Below are 19,426 nucleotides of genomic sequence, written 5' to 3'. Positions count from 1 at the left end.
AGGGCTGCCTTATGCTTTTTCTATTTTGGTCAGGCCGCCCATATAGGGCAGAAGCGCGTCCGGGATCGTAACGGAGCCGTCTTCATTGAGATAATTTTCGAGGACTGCGATCAGGCAGCGGCCGACGGCAGTGCCCGAGCCGTTCAGCGTGTGAACAAATTTCAAAGCCTTGTCGTCCTTGCCGCGATAGCGCGCGTTCATCCGGCGGCCCTGGAAATCGCCACAGACCGAGCAGGACGAGATTTCGCGGAACGCATCCTGTCCCGGCAACCAGACTTCGATGTCATAGGTCTTGCGGGCGCTGAAGCCCATGTCGCCGGTGCAGAGCGTCATCGTCCGAAAATGCAGGCCGAGACGCTTGAGGACGTTTTCGGCGCATTCGGTCATCCGCTCGTGCTCGGCGATCGATGATTCCTGATCCGTGATCGAGACGAGCTCGCATTTCCAGAACTGGTGCTGGCGCAACATGCCGCGCGTATCGCGACCCGCAGAACCGGCTTCCGAACGGAAGGACGGGGTAAGCGCCGTAAAGCGCAGCGGCAGCTTTTCGGCGTCCAGAACCTCGCCCGACACGAGGTTGGTCAGCGTCACCTCAGCCGTCGGGATGAGGTAGCGGCCATCCGTCGTCTTGAAGAGATCTTCCTCGAACTTCGGCAACTGGCCTGTGCCGTACATTGCCTCGGACTTTACCATCAGCGGCGACGACACTTCCGTGTACCCGTGCTCGCTGGTGTGCATGTCGATCATAAACTGACCGATTGCCCGCTCAAGACGGGCGAGCGGTCCGGTCAGCACCGTAAAGCGCGAGCCCGAGAGTTTTGCAGCGCGCTCGAAATCCATATAGCCGAGCGCTTCGCCGATCTCGAAATGCTCCTTGGCGGGATGATTCCAGCCGGGCTTCGTTCCGATCGTGCGCGTGACGAGGTTGCCTGATTCGTCCTGGCCGACGGGGACATCGTCAAGAGGAATGTTTGGAAGGCGCGACAGCGCGTCATCGAGCGCTGCGACAGCTGCCCGTTCTTCCTGCTCGGCGGCCGGCATCGTATCCTTGATGGTGGCGACTTCTGCCTTCAGCTTCTCGGCGAGTTCGGTATTCTTCTGCGCCATCGCATTGCCGATCTCCTTGGAGGCGGCGTTACGGCGCGACTGCATATCCTGAAGCGTCTGGATGACGCTGCGGCGGGTATCGTCCATCGCAAGCAGGGTGGCAGCCATTGGCTCGGCGCCGCGCTTGTTCAGCGCTGCGTCGAAAGCTTCCGGATTATCGCGGATCCACTTGATATCGAGCATGATTCTTGGCCTTCAAAGCATGAGGCCGCTGCGATATCGATCGAGAGAAAAACCTCAGGCCTTCTCCGTCTCTGCGACGTCAGACGAGGCCTCATCACTCGAAGCGTCCTCATCGCGTCTGCGCTCGACGAGTCGCGCGGCGTAGATGGAAATCTCGTAGAGAAGGATGGTCGGTATAGCAAGACCGATCTGGGACATCGGATCCGGCGGCGTCAGGACGGCGGCAACGACGAAGGCGATGACGATCGCGAACTTGCGCTTCTCGCGCAGCCACTTGCTGGACAGGATGCCCACGCGAGCAAGCAGCGTCGTGACAACGGGAAGCTGGAAAACCAGTCCAAAGGACAGAACCAGCGTCATGATCAGGCTGAGATATTCCGAAACACGCGGAAGAAGCGAGATCCCCACTTCACCTTCGGTCGGCGCCTGCTGCATGGCCAGGAAGAACCACATCACCATCGGCGTGAAGAAGAAGTAGACCAGTGCCCCTCCAAGCAGGAACAGCACAGGCGAGGCAATCAGGAACGGCAGGAAGGCTGCCCGCTCGTTCTTGTAGAGGCCGGGAGCCACGAACTTGTAGATCTGCGAGGCAATCACCGGAAAGGCAATGACCAGCGCGCCAAACATCGCAACCTTCACCTGGGTGAAGAAGAATTCCTGCGGCGCGGTGTAGATCAGTTCGGATTTCGCGATATCGAGCTTTGCCCAGATGACCGCCCATTTGTAGGGAATGACGAGAAGGTTGAAGAGCTGCTTTGCGAAGAAGAAGCACACGACGAAGGCGAGGAAGAAAGCGCCGATCGACCAGATGAGCCTTGTCCGCAACTCCATCAGATGCTCGATAAGCGGCTGCGGCTTATCTTCGTAATCACCGCTCATCAGGCATCGTCCTTCGGGGTATCGACAGGCTTCTTCGGGGTACGCTTGCGGGCGGCTGCAAGCTTGACGGCCGTCTCAGTCGTTTCAGGTGCGGACACCGGGACCTTGGCCACGCGAACACGTTTCGGCTGTTCGGCAGACGTCGCCACTGGGGCAGGCTTCTCCGCCCTCGTGGATCTGCGTGTCGTTGCAGGCTTATCCACAGCTACCGGCTCACCCGTGACCGCCAATTTCGGTGCGCGAGGCTTTCTAACGCGACCGGGTTCGGCAGGCGTTGTCGCCTCCGCTGGTGCCGGCGTCGCCGCAGAGGACGTCGGCGCAGCAACAGGAGATGCCGTGACGGGCGTAACCGGCACAGCCGCAACAACAGGTGCCGTATCGGCGACCGGAGCACCTTCGACAGCATGCTGTGCTTCGACATCCGTGATGATCGGCGTCGGCGTCGACGGCATATGCGTCGCCTTCTGCAGATCGTTTCGGATGTCCTGCCCCATCTGGCGAAGCGGATTTATCGCGTCGCGCAGGCTGTTGGCGGGATTGAGGCTCTTGGCGTCCGAAATCGTCTTCCGGACGTCATCCATGTCTGCCTCGCGAAGCGCCTCGTCGAACTGCGTCCGAAAGTCACCCGCCATCTTGCGCAGGTTTGATGTCATCTTCCCGAAAGCGCGCAGCATGGGCGGCAAGTCCTTGGGACCTACGACCACGATAAGCACAATGGCAATGACAAGTAGCTCGGTCCAACCGATATCCAACATTCAGCGAGGCTCCTGAAACCCTCCCGACCAATTAAGACCGAGTGGTTTCCTTGATCTCGTCGGGCTTGTGATCGACCGTCCTGCCGCCGTTCACAGTATCGGTAGGCTTTGCCTCAGGGGCATCCTCGTCCGCCATGCCTTTTTTGAAGCTCTTGATGCCTTTGGCAAAGTCGCCCATCAGCTCAGGAATCTTGCCGCGTCCGAACAGGACAAGCACGATGACTAGAACGATCAGCCAGTGCCACACACTAAAAGAACCCATAGTCTAACTCCATTGGAACGTGACCCCGATGTAAGCTTTTTAAGTTTGTTTTTCAAACACCAAATACGTTGCACGAAAAGCTATGAACGGATGACTTTCGCGATCTAGCGACGCTGCTGTCGGCAACGGACGATCACGCATGGTCCATATTCGGGAACACGGGAATAATAAGGGGAAAGCTGGCTGAAAGCCCTGCTAGCCATCACCGTCGCCGGTTGGCGGCAGCAAGCCAAGCTCCTCCAGATCAAGCTGGGTGATGGGGTCTTCCTCGTCCGAAAGCTCGTCCTCAGAGCCCGGAACCGGCACCGAAAAGCCGGATGGAATGCGGCCAGATAGAAGTCCCGCGCCCTTCAATTCTTCGAGACCAGGAAGATCGCGTAGCTCTTCCAACCCGAAATGATCGAGAAAATCTCCTGTCGTTCCGAGTGTCACCGGTCTGCCCGGCGACCGACGCCGACCGCGGAAACGAACCCAGCCGGCTTCCATCAGTACGTCAAGCGTACCTCTTGAGGTCTGGACGCCGCGAATATCCTCGATCTCGGCGCGGGTCACAGGCTGGTGGTAGGCGATGATAGCAAGCACTTCGAGGGCGGCCCTCGACAGCTTCTTCACGTCGCTGTCGTCTTTGCGAATGACGAAGGAAAGGTCTGCTGCCGTGCGGAAAGCCCAGCGATCGGCCACCTTGACCAGGTTCACTCCGCGTGAGGCATAGATGCCCGCCAGTCTCTGCATCACGGCCTGGATATCTTCTCCCCGTGGGAGACGCTCAGCCAGAAACGCTTCAGAGACAGGCTCGGCCGATGCAAACACGAGGGCTTCGGCGATCCGCTCGATCTCCTCCGACGAGTAGGGCACCGGCACAATGTCATCCACTGCCGCGTCGTCGTCCATCGCGTCCTCGATCTGGCTCATTCGGCTGTCCCTGCCTTTAGAGGCAACGTCTCGGCCTTCGGCCGCCCGGGTCCCTTTCTGAGATAGATTGTCTGGAAAGCGCCATCCTGGCGGATCTCGAGCTGTCCTTCGCGCACCAGTTCCAACGAGGCGGCAAAGGCGCTGGCAGTCGCAGTGACGCGATCCTGCGGCGGCAGATACGGCAGAAGGTACTGCTGCAGGGCCGTCCAATCGCCGATCTCGCCCAGCATGCGGTTGAGAAGGTCCCTCGCCTCAACCAGCGACCAGACCTTGCGGCGTTCAATCGTGACATGGGTGATGGCGTTGCGCTGCCGGAGATTGGCGTAGGCCGACAACAGGTCGTAGAGCGATGCGTCATAGGCCGACGGCCTGTGCTGCGGGATATGCTCCGGTGCCCCACGTGCAAAAATATCGCGACCGAGTCGGTTACGGTTGACGAGCTGAGCTGCTGCATCGCGGATTGCTTCCAGCCGTTTCAACCGGAAGGCAAGCGTTGCCGCCAGTTCCTCGCCGGTCGGGCCGTCGTCGATCTTGATCTGCTTGGGGATCAGCAACCGCGACTTGAGATAGGCGAGCCAAGCTGCCATCACGAGATAGTCGGCTGCCAGTTCGATCCGAACGCGCCGCGCGCTGTCGACGAATGTGAGATACTGCTCGGCGAGTGCCAGGACAGAGATCCGCGACAGATCCACTTTCTGGCTGCGAGCAAGATGCAGCAGAAGATCGAGCGGTCCCTCGAAGCCCGCGACGTCGATCACCAGTGAAGGATCATCGATCGCCCGCTCGGTCACGTCCTGCCACATCTTGTCCATCGGAATGGCATTTTCAGCTTTTGTCATCGCCATTCCGATCCGTCTTCACTGTCGGCGGTCAGGCGACCCCGATCAGTCCGTGGAATTCGTCGCGAAGCGTGTCTTCCTGTGCATCATCAGCAACCGGGAAACCTTGCTCCACCGCTTTGGCACGTCGAAGCGCCTCGCCGCCAAGCGGGATCGCCTCGTTCACAACCGCCTTCATTTCGTCCATCAGGCCGTTGCAATGCAAGACGATATCACAACCGCCCCCAACGATTCTCGCCGCGCGCTCGCCGATCGTGCCCTTTAGGGCGTTCATAGAGGTATCGTCGGACATCAGCAGGCCATCGAAGCCGATATGACCGCGAATGACATCCTCGATGACTTTCCGAGAGATCGTCGCCGGCTCTTCCGTGTCGATCGCGGTGAAGACGATATGCGCGCTCATCGCCATCAGCTCGTTCTTGAGCGCCACGAAGGGCAGGAAGTCATGCGCTTCGAGTTCCGCCCGCGATGCCGATACGACCGGCAGTTCATGATGCGAATCGGCCAAGCCGCGGCCGTGGCCCGGGATGTGCTTCATCACAGGAAGCATGCCGCCGGCCTTGAGGCCATCGGCCGCAGCCTGCCCCATCTCGGACACCGTCTTCGGATCGAAGCCGTAGGCCCGGTCGCCGATGACGTTGCTGGCGCCTTCCACCGGTACGTCCAGGACCGGCAGGCAGTCGACGTTGATGCCGAGCTTCATGAGGTCGAAGGCGTGCAGCCGCGACATCAGCCATGCGGCGCGCAAGCCCATTTCACGGTCATTCTTGTAGAGCGCCCCCAAGGCGGCTGCCGAGGGATAACGTTCGATCATCGGCGGACGGATACGCTGAACGCGGCCACCCTCCTGGTCGATCAGGACAGGCGCCTCCGGGCGGCCGACGGTGTCGCGCATGGCTGCAACCAGATCAGTGATCTGGGCCGGCTCGACACAGTTGCGGGCAAAGAGAATGAAACCCCAGGGACGCTCATCCCGGTAGAGCAGGATTTCGTCCTGGGTAAGCTGCGGGCCGCTGGAGCCCAGGATCATCGCTTTCAATTCGGTCATGTTCGATCCTAGAATGCTGGGAGCAGAATAGAAAACGGGGCGCTGTGCGCCCCGTTCGATGGTTTCTCGTCAAAGATCTCAGCGAGCGACGAGGCAGGTGCCGCCGACACCGCGATACTTTTCGCAGAGTGCTACGGCTTCCGTCTTGCTGCCGGCCGGGATCCGAACGCGATAGAAGGTACCCTTGCCGGCGATTTCAGCAGCCTTGATATCGACCCCACGCCCGCCGATCACGTTGCCGAACTTCGACGACAGGTTCTGGTAAGACCTCTGAGCGTCAGCCTGGGATGGCAGCGATGCGATCTGGATGACGTAGCCACCCTCGCCGACCGACGCGACCTGTGCATTGGCAGCGGCAGGAGTTGCCGAAACCGGCTGAACCTGTGCTGCGGGAGCGCGAACGTTGCCCTGATCGCTGACGGATGCGACGACATTGACCGGCTGCTGCGAAGGACGAACCTTCGGGACCGGCGCCTTCGCGACAGCAGCAGGTGCCGAAGTGTCCAGTGGCGCCATAGTGGCTGCCGTCATCGGCGCAGACGCCGGGATGATTTCGGCAACCGTGCTGGCAGCAGGTGCAGATGCGGCGATCGCAGCGGCCGGAGTGACTGGCTGGGCCAGTTCCGGAGACTTCACCGAAGCCGCCGGCATCTTGCCTGTATGCGCCGCAGCGAGCGCCGGAGCCGGCACTTCCTGTTCGACGAGCTTCCCATCCGGACGCACGATCATCGTCTTTACCCGACGCGGCGTAACGGTGAGAGGATCCTGTCCGCCCGTCGAAGCAACCTGCTGGCCCTGATCGGGTAGCAGACGTGCATCCTGGGTCTCGCCGGTATCGGTCGGATCGATATCGTTTTCGCCTTCGAGCGGAAGGCTTTCCGGCATCAGCGTCTTTTGGACGACATCGACCGGCTGCTCTTCGCTGGAGATCAGCGCTTCCTGCTTCGGCGTTTCGGATGCAGCGCCGGCAACGCGGTCGTAAACAGCCTTGTCCTGATTCGGAACGGTCTTGCCACCCGGATTTTCCGGGACAACCTTTACCGGATCGGTATCGGCTGCGATGACGACCGGCTCGGCGCCCATCATCCGCGAAGGTCCGCTACCCAGCATCGTGTAGGCACCTGCGCCAGCAACGACCAGGACGCCCACAACGGCGATGGGAAGAAGCCACGTCCGGGACGCCGACCGGGGCGAACGCTGGTCGAGGTCGTTTTCGTATCCGTTGAGATCGCTGTCATGGTCGTTGGCCGGAAGCGGCGCGACAAGGCTGCGACGGAAGTCTTCTTCCAGGGCCCGCTCGAAATCGTCGAGGTCGGGGTAAGCGCTGCCCGATGTCTGCCGAGGCTGCTCTGGGAAATTGCCGGCAGCGACGGAAGCCGGGGCAGCCGCCTCCTGATGCCGCGGTGCCGGAGCAGTCTGCGACGTCGGGTTTACCAAGAGCGCCGCGAGTTCTGCATCGATATCGATATCGATATCGTACTCGGACGCGTAGGCAGGCTCTTCTTCCGGCTGCTCGACTGGCAGGTCCGGCACGTTGAGATCGGCGATAGCCTCGACATGCTCTTCCGATTCGGAAATCATCGCCGCATCGAACGGCATTTCCGCTTCGACGACGGCGACTTCTTCTTCCGGCTCAGGCGCTGCTGCAACGATGGGTGCTGCCGCAGCCGCGGGCGTCAAGACGGCGGCAGGGATTGCCGCGGCAGGTGCCACCGGCTGAACGGAGTTTTCCGCCACCACGATGTCGGCTAGATCGAGTTCGAGATCGTCAAGCGCCAGTTCGAAGTCTTCGTCGGCGAAAGGATCGAAGTCATCTGCCAGGTCGGCGACGGGTGCCGCCTGCTGAACAGTCGGCGTTGGAACCGGCGTCGGGATCACGGGCGCCGCCACAGCGGCAACGATCGGAGCGACGGCGATTGGCTGCGGCTTGGAGACCGGAGCCTGCGGCAGTTCGAGTTTCGTTTCCTCGCGAATAGTCGCAGGAGCTTCCTGGCTGACCGGGAAACGGGCAACGTCATAAACCAGCTCGTCAAGCGGCGAAAATTTCTGCGCCTCCAAAGTGGGCTGGACGACCTCTTTCACAGCGACCGGTTCAGCAGCGCGAGGCTGTTCAACCGGGGACGCAACGGCCTTGGGCTGGACAACCGGCGGCTTTTCGACGGGGCGTTCCAGCGGCGTGACACCGGCATTCAGACCGAAATTCGCAAGCGGCATGCGGAAGCCCGGCGTGTAACCGGTGCTCTTGCGGGGTTCAGCCCGAACAGGCTCCGGCGCCGAAACCATGGAAGCTGCGACGACTGGCTCGGCTGCAACGGCGAACGAGCTCTCCAGCTCAGCGGCCAGATCGAAAGCGTCAACCGACGGTTCCTGCCTGGACTGAGTCGCAGGCTGATAGTCATCGGCGCCCTCTACCTCCGCACGCAGTGTCGGAAGGCCATGGAAATTTGACGGGTCGAAATTCGGCTCGGCCGGTGCACGGTGAGCATCGACGGCAGGGGAAACACCTTCCGCCTCTGCAGGTGCCGCACCGAACGGATCGACGGAAAATTCCGGAGCATCGAAAGGGTTGAGATCTTCCTGCTTCTGCGACACCACGGACTGGACCGGCTGTTCGAAAACCGGCTCGCGTTCGATGGGAGGCTCATAGGCAATAGAAGGCGCAGCCTGATAGCCGTGATCGACCGGCAAAGGCGCCTCCACGCGGGAAGGCTTGGCGTCGAGCGGGATATCGTTGACCGGATCGATCCGCGGAGTATCGTATTGCTCGAATTCCCGCAGCAACTCGTCTTCGAGATTGAAGGCCGGCTCGCGGCGGGCAGATGCCGCCATTGGCGCAGAACCCACGGAAGGGGCAGCCGGATTCGCGACTGTCCGTTCCTCGTAGCCTACGATGCGAGCGAGCTCTGCCAGAGGATCGCCGTCAGCAAAAAATTCCGGGGCGTCATTCCGGCTACGCGCTAGGTTGTTGTCCGCCATTCGCTCGTCCACTCACCACCATTACAACTCATCTGCCAGTGCAATGTGGGGAAATGAGGGCGTTTTTACCGCATTTCCTCAGGTGCCGCTGTACCTGTGATTGCAAGTCCCGACTTCAGGACACAGGCGACTGCGTGCACCAGTCCAAGCCTGGCAATGCTCAATTGTCGGTTTTTATCGTTAACAAACCGTAATTCCGGTTGGTCCTTGCCCTTATTCCAGTGAGCATGGAAGAAACTGGCCAGATCATAGAGGTAAAATGCGAGCCTGTGCGGCTCCTGGGCCAGAGCTGCAGCTTCGACGATTCGCGGATATTCCGCAAGCTTCGCGACCAGCTGAAGCTCGCTCTTGTCGGTGATTTCGCCAATGTTTTCAGCGAAATCCAGCGTCTCGGTATCCAGACCCGGAAACGCCTCCCTTGCCTGGCGGAAGATCGACATGCAGCGGGCGTGGGCATACTGGACATAAAAGACAGGGTTGTCTTTCGACTGCTCGGTCACCTTGGCAAAATCGAAATCGAGCGGCTCCGAGCTCTTCCGGTAGAGCATCATGAAGCGAACTGAGTCGCGACCGACCTCGTCCACGACGTCACGCAGCGTCACGAAGTCGCCGGAGCGCTTCGACATCTTGACCGGCTCGCCGTTGCGGTAAAGCTTGACGAGCTGGCAGAGAAGAACAGTGAGCTTTGCCTTGCCTTCGGAGACGGCGCGCGCCACGGCCTCGAGCCGCTTGACGTAGCCACCGTGGTCGGCACCGAGCACGTAGATCATCTCGTCGTAGCCGCGGTCGAACTTGTCCTTGAAATAGGCAACGTCGGCGGCGAAATAGGTGTAGCTGCCGTCCGACTTGATCAGCGGACGATCGATATCGTCGCCGACTTCGGTCGAGCGGAACAGCGTCTGGTCGCGGTCTTCCCAGTCTTCGGGAAGCTGACCCTTCGGCGGCGGCAGCTTGCCCTTGTAGACATGGCCCTTAAACGTCAGATCGTTGATCGCCGCACGGATGCGCTGCGCGCCGTCCGCATGCAGCGTGCGCTCGGAATAGAACACGTCGTGATGCACGTTGAGGGCTTCGAGATCTTCGCGGATCATGGCCATCATCGCGTCGATGGCCTTCTCCTTGACGATCGGCATCCACTCGTCTTCGGGCATGGCATGCAGCCGGGGACCGTATTCAGCGGCCAGAGCCTGCCCGACCGGGACGAGGTAGTCGCCCGGATAGAGGCCAGCCGGAATCTCGCCGACTGCTTCGCCCAACGCCTCGCGGTACCGGATGAAGACCGAGCGGGCCAAAACGTCGATCTGGCTGCCAGCGTCGTTGATGTAGTATTCCTTGGTGACGTCATAGCCGGCAAAGGCCATCAGATTGGCGAGCGCATCGCCCACGACAGCGCCGCGGCAATGACCGACATGCATCGGCCCCGTCGGATTGGCCGAGACATACTCGACGTTTGCCTTGCGACCGGCACCGACATCCGAGCGGCCGTAGTCCGTCCCTTGAGCAATCATCTTGGCGAGCATCTGCTGCCAGTATCCGGTGGAAAGCCTGATATTGATGAAGCCGGGACCGGCAACGGAGACTTCCGAAATATCCGCGTCGCCACGCAACGCTTCGGCGATGATCTCGGCGAGCGCGCGCGGGTTGGTGCCGAGAGGCTTGGCAAGCACCATCGCTGCATTGGTCGCGACGTCGCCATGGCTCTGATCGCGCGGAGGCTCGACCGTGAGGCGTCCGAAATCAACCGCACTTCGATTTTCTCGAATGATTTCGAGAGTTTCTAGCGCGTTCTTAATTCTATTGTCGAATTCGGCAAAAAGATTCATATGTTTACATCCGCTCAAAGTGTTTTGGGCGGGCCCCTCGAAGCCATTGGTGTCGGGCAGGCCCTAGCGCAAATCAGGAGTCTGGTCAAACAACTCGGCATGGACGCGGGTTGCGTAGGTGTCGGTCATACCGGCAAGATAATCTGCAACGTGGCGCGCACGGGCCGCCTCCGGGACGCCGTTCATCTGCTTGACCCAGTAGTGGCCTTTCATCAGCGCCGGGTCGTCCATGTAGCGATGGAACAGGTCGACGACGATCTGCGAGGCGCCGGCCCGGATGCGCATGATTTCGGGGTGCCGGTAGATCCGGGAGAACAGCACTCGTTTGATCTGCTTGTCGGTCTGCGCCATCTCGTCGGAGAAGGTCGAGATCACCCTTCCCGCCATGCGCACATCTTGTGCGCTCTCGGGTGCAAGCTCTCTAAGGTTCTTCTGGGAGACCGCGATAACGTCCTCGACCATGTGGGTGATCTGGCGGCGCGTCACTTCGTAGGCAAAGCGGGTCGGGTCCAGATTGGGGTATTTCGTCCTCACTTCCTGCATCAGTCCGGCGAGGAACGGCACCTCCTCCAGCATATCGAAAGTGAGCAGGCCAGAGCGAAGCCCGTCGTCGATATCGTGGGTGTTGTAGGCAATGTCGTCGGAGATCGCCGCGACCTGCGCCTCCAGGCTGGCATAGCTCGAAAGCTCGAGATCGTGCAGGAGGCAGTAGTCGCGGATCGGCTGCGGCAAAGGACCGTGGGAACCCTCGCTGCCGTCGGCCATCATCAAAGGGCCATTGTGCTTGACGAGACCCTCAAGCGTTTCCCATGTCAGGTTGAGACCGTCGAACTCCGCGTATCGCCGCTCAAGCTTGGTGACGATCCGCAGCGACTGTGCATTGTGGTCGAACCCGCCATAGGGCTTCATCAGCTCATCGAGCGCATCCTCACCCGTATGTCCGAAGGGGGTGTGGCCAAAATCGTGAACGAGCGCGACGCCCTCCGCCAGATCTTCATCCAGCTTCAGGGCACGGGCCAGCGCGCGGGCCACCTGCGCCACTTCAATCGTATGGGTCAGCCGCGTTCGGTAATGGTCGCCGTCAGGACTGATAAACACCTGCGTTTTGTGCTTGAGCCTGCGAAACGCCGTCGTATGGACGATACGGTCACGATCGCGCTGAAACTCCGAGCGCGTCAGGCTGCTCGCTTCGGGAAACAGGCGGCCCCGCGAGGCCCAGGGATTGGATGCATATAACGCTCGCTCACCCCCACCGAAACCAAGTACCCCCGTATCGATCGCCATAACCGTCCTTAATGCCTCAAGCGTGCCTGCGTGTTGTCGTGTATGGGTACGCCCCATTGACGCGCCGTTCAGGTCTTCATACCTATAGTGTTGCCGTGTGCAACGGCAGTGACATCCATCTTCGAGTTATCAGGGTGCCTTTACCCAAGACTCACCGGGCCTTTACCCCGGCAGGAGACCATTGAAATGACGATGAACGTAACTCTCTCCGATGCTGCAGCCAAGCGGATCGCCCAAATCGTTGCGGCAGAATCCGAAAAGCAGTCTCTGCGTGTTTCTGTTGAAGGCGGCGGCTGCTCCGGTTTCTCCTACAAGTTCGACCTCGCGGGCGCGCCGGAAGCAGATGACGTGGTGATCGCCAACGGCGATGCCAAGGTGCTGATTGACAGCCTGTCCATCGTCTACATGGAAGGTTCAGAGATCGACTTCGTCGATAATCTGCTTGGCCAGTCATTCCAGATCAAGAATCCGAACGCGGTCGCAAGCTGCGGCTGCGGTACCAGCTTCTCCATCTAAGATCTTCCGGTCGTCCTAATCAGATTGCCACTCGACCCTTCCCATCAGCTTGTCTTTCGATAAAAGGATAGGCTGAAGACGGAAGGACGACTGCAATGAAGATTGCCACCTGGAACATCAACGGCGTCAAGGCGCGGATCGATAATCTGCGTCAGTGGCTTGCCGACTCGTCGCCTGACATCGCCTGCCTCCAGGAGATCAAATCCGTCGACGAAGGCTTTCCGCGGCTCGAGATCGAATCGCTTGGCTATCATGTCGAGACACACGGCCAGAAGGGCTTCAACGGGGTGGCGATCCTGTCGAAGATAAAACCCGACGAAGTGATGCGCGGTCTACCCGGTGCCGTCGGTCCCGACGGACAAATTGACGAGCAATCGCGCTACATCGAATGCGTCTTTTCCGTTCAGGGCGGCGTGATCCGCGTTGCGTCGATCTACCTGCCCAACGGCAACCCGTCCGATGACCCGGTCAAGTACCCGTACAAGCTTGCCTGGATGGAACGGCTGCGGCTGCATGCCCAGCAATGCTTGGCACTCGAAGAGCCACTGATACTCGCCGGCGACTACAACGTCATTCCCGAGCCGCATGATTGTTTCGATCCGGCCGCATGGGCGACAGATGCGCTCTTCCTGCCGAAAACGAGGGCGGCATTCCGTGCGCTCGAAAATCTCGGCCTGACGGACGCCGTTCGCGCAACCACGGATGCCGCCAAGCTCTATACGTTCTGGGATTATCAGGCGGGCGCCTGGCAGAAGAACAACGGCATCCGCATCGATCATCTGTTGCTGTCGCCGGAAGCTGCCGACCGGTTGAAGGCGACGGTCATCGAGAAGCATGTGCGCGGATGGGAAAAGCCGTCCGACCATGTCCCGGTCGCAGGAATTTTCGATTTCGCGCCAGTCTGAGCGATTCTTGTCCCTGATCGTCCGGAACTAACAGGAAGCAGCCAACGCCGCTTCCTCAGTCCATACCCTTGGCAAACTCATGCGAAAGCGCGATCGCACCGCGACGGTCTTCCTCGCTTGCCATAGAAAAAGCCTGCTCCTGCAAGGGCTCCATCCAGATACAGTCCTTCGTGCTGCACTTGTCGAGTGCAGCCGTCAGGAAGGCGAGACCGCGGACCGTCTGTCCCTCGTCGAACAGGATGTTGCCGAAAACGGCCATGGCGCCCGGATGGCCGCTCTTGCGGGCTTGGTTCAGCCACTTCTTCGCCTGCTGAAGGTTTGGCGATCCGCCCTCGCCTGCAAGAATCATCTTGGCAAGCTGGAACTGCGCCTCCGCGACACCGAAGGTCGAAGCGACCTGAAAATAGATCTGCCGCGCCTGGGCAAGATCGGGCTTCACCGGTGTATCGGGGATGCCGCGGCGATAGTAGGTCGCAAGCGACAGAAGCGCGTTGACAAAAAAACCGGTATCTTCCGAGCCGGGTTCGACGCCCTGCGTGGCGATCTCGTTATAGATCTTGAACGCCTCGAGATCGTTCTTCGTGACGCCATCGCCGAAGGCGTACATGTTCGCCAATGCCCAGCGGGAACCGGTATGTCCCTTCTCGGCGGCATAGCGATACGCTTCGACCGCGTCTTCCTTCTGGCCGTTCTTGTAGGCCTTGAAGCCGAACTTGAAGAGGTCGAAGGGACCCGATTCCTTGGTCACGCCGGATTGGATGTCGAACGCAGCTGCCGAGCCCACCACAGCCGAGGTGAGCGACACGCCAAGAAGCAATACTTTCATGGACACAATGCCAAACTTCAACATGTTTCAGTTTCTTCCCATACACCCGGAAGTCATAGAGCTTGCCATCTCCGACCGATTGCACGGCCCGATCAGCCAACCGGCGATCAGCGAGACGCCAGCTATCGCTGCCGTTCTAGAATGGAAACTGTACGTCCCGTTTTCGGCAAGAGTAGGACCTGCCGGCAAAACGCGCCGAAGTTGTGCGCGGCGATCCGATCCGCCTGCGACAACGCGGCCAAAGCCCCGTATTCTATTGAAAAACCCGCCCATGGTACTCCAATTCACACGCGCCGCCCCCGCGGTCCGTGTCCGTTATTCCTTTACCGCTGCTCCCTGTTTGTGGCGGGAAATGGACAAAATCTCCGTTGTTCGCCGACCCGCTCATCGTGGCACAAGACTGTTGCCAAATCGTCACAAATTCGGAGGGGTCGGCGAAAACGCGCCACAAACGAAAAAGCCCGGCTCGAACCGGGCTTTTGCTAATTAGTAACTGTTTTCAGAACTTTACCTTCAACGACGTAGAAAGTGCTGCAACCAGGTCGCTATCGTATTCGTAGCTCGCTTCGTCGCCGACGGGGATGCCGTCAATGGACGATGCGCTGGACTCGCCACCCGTCAGGATGCCGAGCACGCCGCCAAGGCGAATCTCGACGTGCTGGGTCGGGGCATAGGAAACGCCGGCGCTGAACAGCCAGGTATCTGTCTGCGTTCCGAATTCCTGCGATGTGCCGCGATCCCAGGTGAGGCTCAGGGCCCCACTCCACTGTTCGTTGAACTTGTGGCCGATGCCGCCGGTGATCGTCCAGCCGTCGCGATAGCCGAGATCGAGCGATGTGATCTCCACACCGTTGTTGTAGAACGGAATGCGCTGCAGCTGGCTCCAGTCGGTCCACTTGACCGAACCGAAAGCAAGCCAGTCCGGTGCGATACCCGACTGAAGCTTCAGCTCGAGGGCATCTGGCATAGCAGTCGAGCCCTCAACCGGCACGACGGTACCGGCGTAGACGCTGCCGACCGGGACCTGCGTCAGATCGACCGTACCGGTGACCTCGTCGAGCTTCACCTGGCTATAATACATCAGGCTCGCGCGGAATGCGTATTCCGGGATTTCGTAGGCCGCACCGGCACGCCAGCCCCAACCGTCGCCTTCCAGGTCCAGACGACCAACACCGCTGAACGCGAAGCCAAGCGCTTCAGGGGCGATCAACAGCCGTTCCTTGAAGCCATCCATGCGCAGATAGTTCGCGCCGCCGATCAGGCGAAGCTGGCCTGGGCCGGCATCGAAGCGGTAGGAACAGGTGGCTGCGTAGTTGTCGCTGTCGACCTTCGTCTCGATGTTGTCATTGGCACCCGCCCAGTTGGCGCCAGGATTGGTATGCGCACCATAGGGCTGAGAATAGTTGAACATGCAGTCGACGGAATCGCCAATACCCGCCTTGATGCCGATCCGCGGCGACCAGTAGCTCTCGCTGTCGTCAGCAGTGCTCGAATAGGAATAGCCTGGTGTTGTGCTGAGGTTGCCGTCCGGTCCGGTGATGGTGTCTTGCGCGTTCTTCAGCTTCCGCTGCGGCATGACGTAGGTTGCCGTCGCTTCGGCGGCATAGGGCGACCTGTCAAACAGAAGGTCGATATTGTATCCCCCACGTTCCAGTCCGCCCGCTAACGCTGGCGAATAAACGCTCCATCCAGCCATCAGAACAAAGGCGCCCTTGGCGATGAAATTGCTTTGCATCTCGTCTCCCACTCCCCGGCAAGTCATTGAGACAATTCTAAATACTCTGCCCAAAATAACAACTTTCGGCTGTCCCCGATCTTGCGCTGCAAAACGGTCGCTAATTTACGTAAGCGGAGGAACAATCGCCACCGAATCGGTGGTTGGGAACAAAATTACCTAATCTGGGGCCGTACCGTAGCTGGAATTAGAACACCATCCCGCATGGGCGCGGCGATGTGACAATGCGGCAACATTGCGGCTTTCTCCCGTTGTGCATGTGCACGCAAACGGAACTTCTGGGTCGAAGCGCAGCGAAAAGCCGCGGTCACAGGACCGCGGCTTTCAGAGATTCGTTCGTTGGCGCCGGCCTAGAGCACGGCGGAGACCTTGGTCATCAGCCGGCTTCGATGACCCGCTGCAGAGCGATCTTGAGGCTTTCGAGCTGACCTTCCAGCTCGGCATGGCGCTCCCGGTCAGCGGCAACCACGTCCGGATCGGCATTGGCAATGAACTTCTCGTTGGAGAGCTTCTTGCCGAGACGGTCCTTTTCCTGCTCGTTCTTGACGATCGCCTTCTCGATTCGGGCCTTCTCCGTGCCGAGATCGATCAGGTTGCCGAGCGGCAGGCAGGCCGTCGCCTCGCCGACGATGATCTGTGCCGCACCCTTCGGGGCGACGTCAGCTGTCGAGATGCTCTCGACACGCGCGAGCCGGCAGATTGCCGCCTCGTGACGCGCGAGCCGCGACGAGGTGACCGCATTGGCACCAACCATGATGAGCGGTGCTGTCGCCGATGGCGGGACGTTCATTTCGGACCGTGCAGAGCGGAGACCGGATACCAGATCGACCAGCCAGTTGATCTCGTCGGCAGCGTCAGCGTCCGCAAAACCGGAGACCGGCCACTCGCCATGGGCGAGCAATCCGTCACGGGCTGCCGTGTGAGCCCAGAGCTCCTCGGTCATGAACGGCATGAACGGGTGGAGAAGCGCGTAGCTCTGCTCCAGGACATAGGCCATGCAGGCCTGCGCCTCGGCCTTGGCGGCTTCATCCTCGCCCATGAAGATCGGCTTCAACAGCTCGACATACCAATCGCAAACCTGGTTCCAGACGAAGCGGTAGAGCGAAGCGGCAGCCTCGTTGAAGCGCTGCGTCTCGATCGCGGTGGTAACGTCAGAAACGGTCTTCGACAGTTCCGTGAGGATCCAGCGATTGACGGTCAGCTTCGCATTCTCAGGATCAAAGCCCGCATCACGCTTGACGCCGTTCATCTCCCCGAAGCGCGTTGCGTTCCAGACCTTCGTGCCGAAGTTGCGGTAGCCGGCGATACGGGCCGGATCGAGTTTCACATCGCGACCCTGTGCCGCCATGATGGCCAGCGTGAACCGCAGCGCATCGGCGCCGTATTCGTCGATCAGGTCGAGCGGATCGATGACGTTGCCCTTCGACTTCGACATCTTCTGGCCGTTCTTGTCGCGAACCAGCGCATGAACGTAGATCGTGTGGAACGGCTCGACAGGCTCGCCTTCCGCATCCTTCATGAAATGCATGCCCATCATCATCATCCGGGCAACCCAGAAGAAGATGATGTCGAAGCCGGTGACGAGAACGCTGGTCGGGTAATAGCGCTCCAGTTCCGGCGTCTTGTCCGGCCAGCCCAGCGTCGAGAAGGGCCAGAGTGCCGACGAGAACCAGGTGTCGAGCACGTCCTCGTCGCGGATCAGGATCTCGCCAGGCTTGAAGTTCTCGAGCTTCTCCTGAACCCAGGCCTTCCATGGGCCTTCGTGTGCCAGATAATGCTGGATGGCCGCGTCGAGTGCTTCTTCCTCGGACTTTTCGACGAAGCACTGACCATCAGGACCGTACCAGGCCGGAATCTGATGTCCCCACCAGAGCTGGCGCGAAATGCACCAGGGCTCGATATTTTCCATCCAGTCGAAATAGGTCTTTTCCCAGTTCTTCGGGACGAAGTTGGTGCGGCCTTCGCGAACCGAAGCAATCGCCGGTTCTGCCAGCGTCTTGGCGTCGGCGAACCACTGATCCGTCAGCATCGGCTCGATGACGACGCCGGAGCGGTCGCCGAACGGTTGCATGATCTTCTTTGCCTCGACATACGGAATGTCGTTGCCCTCGCTGTCCTTGACGGTAACGGCAAGGCCTTCGGCATTGATCGTCTCGATGATCTTCTTGCGGGCGACCATGCGGTCGAGGCCGCGATACTCTTCCGGAACCAGATTGATCTCGTCGATATCGGCTTCGCCCGGCAGTTCGCCGGACTTGGCTATCTCCAGCGCCTTGGCCGCATAGACAGAATAAGCGTCGCCATCGTCGCGCATCGAGGCGGTGGTATCCATCAGGCGATAGAGCGGGATCTTGTTGCGCTTTGCGACCTGGTAGTCGTTGAAGTCATGCGCGCCGGTGATCTTGACCGCGCCCGAGCCGAAATCCGGTTCCGGATATTTGTCAGCGATGATCGGGATCAGGCGGCGATGCTCCTTCGGGCCGACAGGGATTTCGCACAGCTTGCCGATGATCGGCGCATAGCGCTCGTCCGACGGATGGACGGCAACCGCACCATCACCCAGCATGGTTTCGGGACGCGTCGTGGCGATCGAGATATAATTGCGCTCTTCGGAAAGCACGATATTCCCGTCCGCATCCTTCTCGACATAGGTATAGGTCTCGCCGCCGGCCAGCGGGTATTTGAAGTGCCACATGTGGCCTTCGACTTCCCTGGACTCGACTTCAAGATCGGATATCGCCGTTTCGAACTTCGGATCCCAGTTGACCAGCCGCTTGCCGCGGTAGATCAGGCCTTCCTTATAGAGCGTGACGAAGACTTCGAGAACGGCCTTGGACAGACCCTCGTCCATGGTGAAGCGTTCGCGCGACCAGTCGCAGGATGCGCCGAGGCGCTTCAACTGGTTGAAGATCAGGCCGCCCGACTCTTCCTTCCATTCCCAGACGCGCTCGACAAAGGCCTCGCGGCCCATCTCGCGACGGCCGGGAAGCTTTCGCTCGGCCAGCTGGCGCTCGACGACCATCTGCGTGGCAATGCCCGCATGGTCCATGCCCGGCTGCCACAGCACGTCCTTGCCGCGCATGCGCTCGAAGCGGACCATGATATCCTGCAGCGTGTTGTTGAGCGCGTGCCCCATGTGCAGCGACCCGGTCACATTCGGCGGCGGGATGACGATGGTGAAGCTTTCCGCACCAGCCTTTGCGTTGGCACCGGCACGGAAGGCGTCCGCATCGTCCCAGGCTTTGGCGATCTTCGGTTCGACGGCGGCGGAATCGTAGGTCTTTTCGAGCATTTCCTGACCCGTTTTTCTTTTTGAATGAGATGGTGCGGTGTTAAAGACGTGGAGGCCGTGAAGTCAATAAAAAAGCCGCCCCGT

At 60.1% G+C, this 19,426-nt stretch carries 15 protein-coding genes; 2 read left to right on the top strand and 13 right to left on the bottom strand.

The annotated features are described in order from the left end of the window. Positions 1-9: 9 nt before the first annotated feature. From serS to ACQY1K_RS07075, 10 genes are all read right to left on the bottom strand, one after another. The gene (gene serS, locus ACQY1K_RS07120) at positions 10-1,290 is read right to left on the bottom strand and encodes a serine--tRNA ligase (protein ID WP_430256458.1); all 1,281 of its coding nucleotides are present in this window, start codon (positions 1,288-1,290) and stop codon (positions 10-12) included. 54 nt (positions 1,291-1,344) lie between these two features. Next, positions 1,345-2,169 (bottom strand): twin-arginine translocase subunit TatC, encoded by an 825-nt coding sequence (gene tatC, locus ACQY1K_RS07115; protein WP_062457539.1) that lies wholly within the window; start codon positions 2,167-2,169, stop codon positions 1,345-1,347. After that, entirely contained in the window at positions 2,169-2,924 is a 756-nt protein-coding gene (gene tatB / locus ACQY1K_RS07110; RefSeq protein WP_430258611.1) for a Sec-independent protein translocase protein TatB, read from the bottom strand. The genes tatC and tatB overlap by 1 nt, the downstream gene beginning before the upstream one ends. A gap of 31 nt (positions 2,925-2,955) precedes the next feature. Beyond that, positions 2,956-3,186, bottom strand: coding sequence for a twin-arginine translocase TatA/TatE family subunit (locus ACQY1K_RS07105; RefSeq protein WP_062457545.1), 231 nt, complete (start codon positions 3,184-3,186; stop codon positions 2,956-2,958). Between the two features lie 195 nt (positions 3,187-3,381). Next, positions 3,382-4,098 (bottom strand): SMC-Scp complex subunit ScpB, encoded by a 717-nt coding sequence (scpB, locus tag ACQY1K_RS07100; RefSeq protein WP_430258609.1) that lies wholly within the window; start codon positions 4,096-4,098, stop codon positions 3,382-3,384. Further along, entirely contained in the window at positions 4,095-4,937 is an 843-nt protein-coding gene (locus ACQY1K_RS07095; RefSeq protein WP_371816173.1) for a segregation and condensation protein A, read from the bottom strand. The genes scpB and ACQY1K_RS07095 overlap by 4 nt, the downstream gene beginning before the upstream one ends. Positions 4,938-4,968: 31 nt before the next feature. Beyond that, a complete protein-coding gene (gene nagZ / locus ACQY1K_RS07090) occupies positions 4,969-5,985 on the bottom strand; it encodes a beta-N-acetylhexosaminidase (RefSeq protein WP_430258608.1) in 1,017 nt (338 codons plus the stop codon). A 78-nt stretch (positions 5,986-6,063) separates the two neighbouring features. Beyond that, complete coding sequence (locus tag ACQY1K_RS07085) at positions 6,064-8,814, bottom strand: SPOR domain-containing protein (protein WP_430258607.1); 2,751 nt, start codon at positions 8,812-8,814, stop codon at positions 6,064-6,066. A gap of 212 nt (positions 8,815-9,026) precedes the next feature. Next, on the bottom strand, positions 9,027-10,784 hold the full coding sequence (gene argS, locus ACQY1K_RS07080; RefSeq protein WP_430258605.1) for an arginine--tRNA ligase: 1,758 nt from the start codon (positions 10,782-10,784) through the stop codon (positions 9,027-9,029). Between the two features lie 63 nt (positions 10,785-10,847). Further along, the gene (locus ACQY1K_RS07075; protein WP_113110973.1) at positions 10,848-12,068 is read right to left on the bottom strand and encodes a deoxyguanosinetriphosphate triphosphohydrolase; all 1,221 of its coding nucleotides are present in this window, start codon (positions 12,066-12,068) and stop codon (positions 10,848-10,850) included. Between the two features lie 186 nt (positions 12,069-12,254). Here ACQY1K_RS07075 and erpA point away from each other — a divergent pair, with 186 nt between their 5' ends. Together erpA and xth are read left to right on the top strand one after the other, a co-directional pair. Next, complete coding sequence (gene erpA, locus ACQY1K_RS07070; RefSeq protein WP_062580337.1) at positions 12,255-12,584, top strand: iron-sulfur cluster insertion protein ErpA; 330 nt, start codon at positions 12,255-12,257, stop codon at positions 12,582-12,584. Between the two features lie 95 nt (positions 12,585-12,679). Next, positions 12,680-13,489, top strand: a complete 810-nt coding sequence (gene xth, locus ACQY1K_RS07065) for an exodeoxyribonuclease III (protein ID WP_430258603.1) — start codon at positions 12,680-12,682, stop codon at positions 13,487-13,489. Between the two features lie 55 nt (positions 13,490-13,544). Here xth and exoR read toward each other — a convergent pair whose 3' ends face one another. From exoR to ACQY1K_RS07050, 3 genes are all read right to left on the bottom strand, one after another. Continuing rightward, on the bottom strand, positions 13,545-14,339 hold the full coding sequence (gene exoR, locus ACQY1K_RS07060; protein ID WP_430258601.1) for an exopolysaccharide production regulator ExoR: 795 nt from the start codon (positions 14,337-14,339) through the stop codon (positions 13,545-13,547). A 475-nt stretch (positions 14,340-14,814) separates the two neighbouring features. Continuing rightward, the gene (locus ACQY1K_RS07055) at positions 14,815-16,050 is read right to left on the bottom strand and encodes an OmpP1/FadL family transporter (protein ID WP_430258599.1); all 1,236 of its coding nucleotides are present in this window, start codon (positions 16,048-16,050) and stop codon (positions 14,815-14,817) included. Between the two features lie 376 nt (positions 16,051-16,426). After that, positions 16,427-19,342 (bottom strand): valine--tRNA ligase, encoded by a 2,916-nt coding sequence (locus ACQY1K_RS07050; protein WP_430258597.1) that lies wholly within the window; start codon positions 19,340-19,342, stop codon positions 16,427-16,429. Positions 19,343-19,426: the final 84 nt, after the last annotated feature.

It is taken from the genome of Neorhizobium sp. IRS_2294, assembly GCF_050500145.1.
GTDB classification, from domain to species: Bacteria; Pseudomonadota; Alphaproteobacteria; order Rhizobiales; family Rhizobiaceae; genus Neorhizobium; species Neorhizobium soli.
This window is presented reverse-complemented; position numbering and strand designations above follow the sequence as displayed.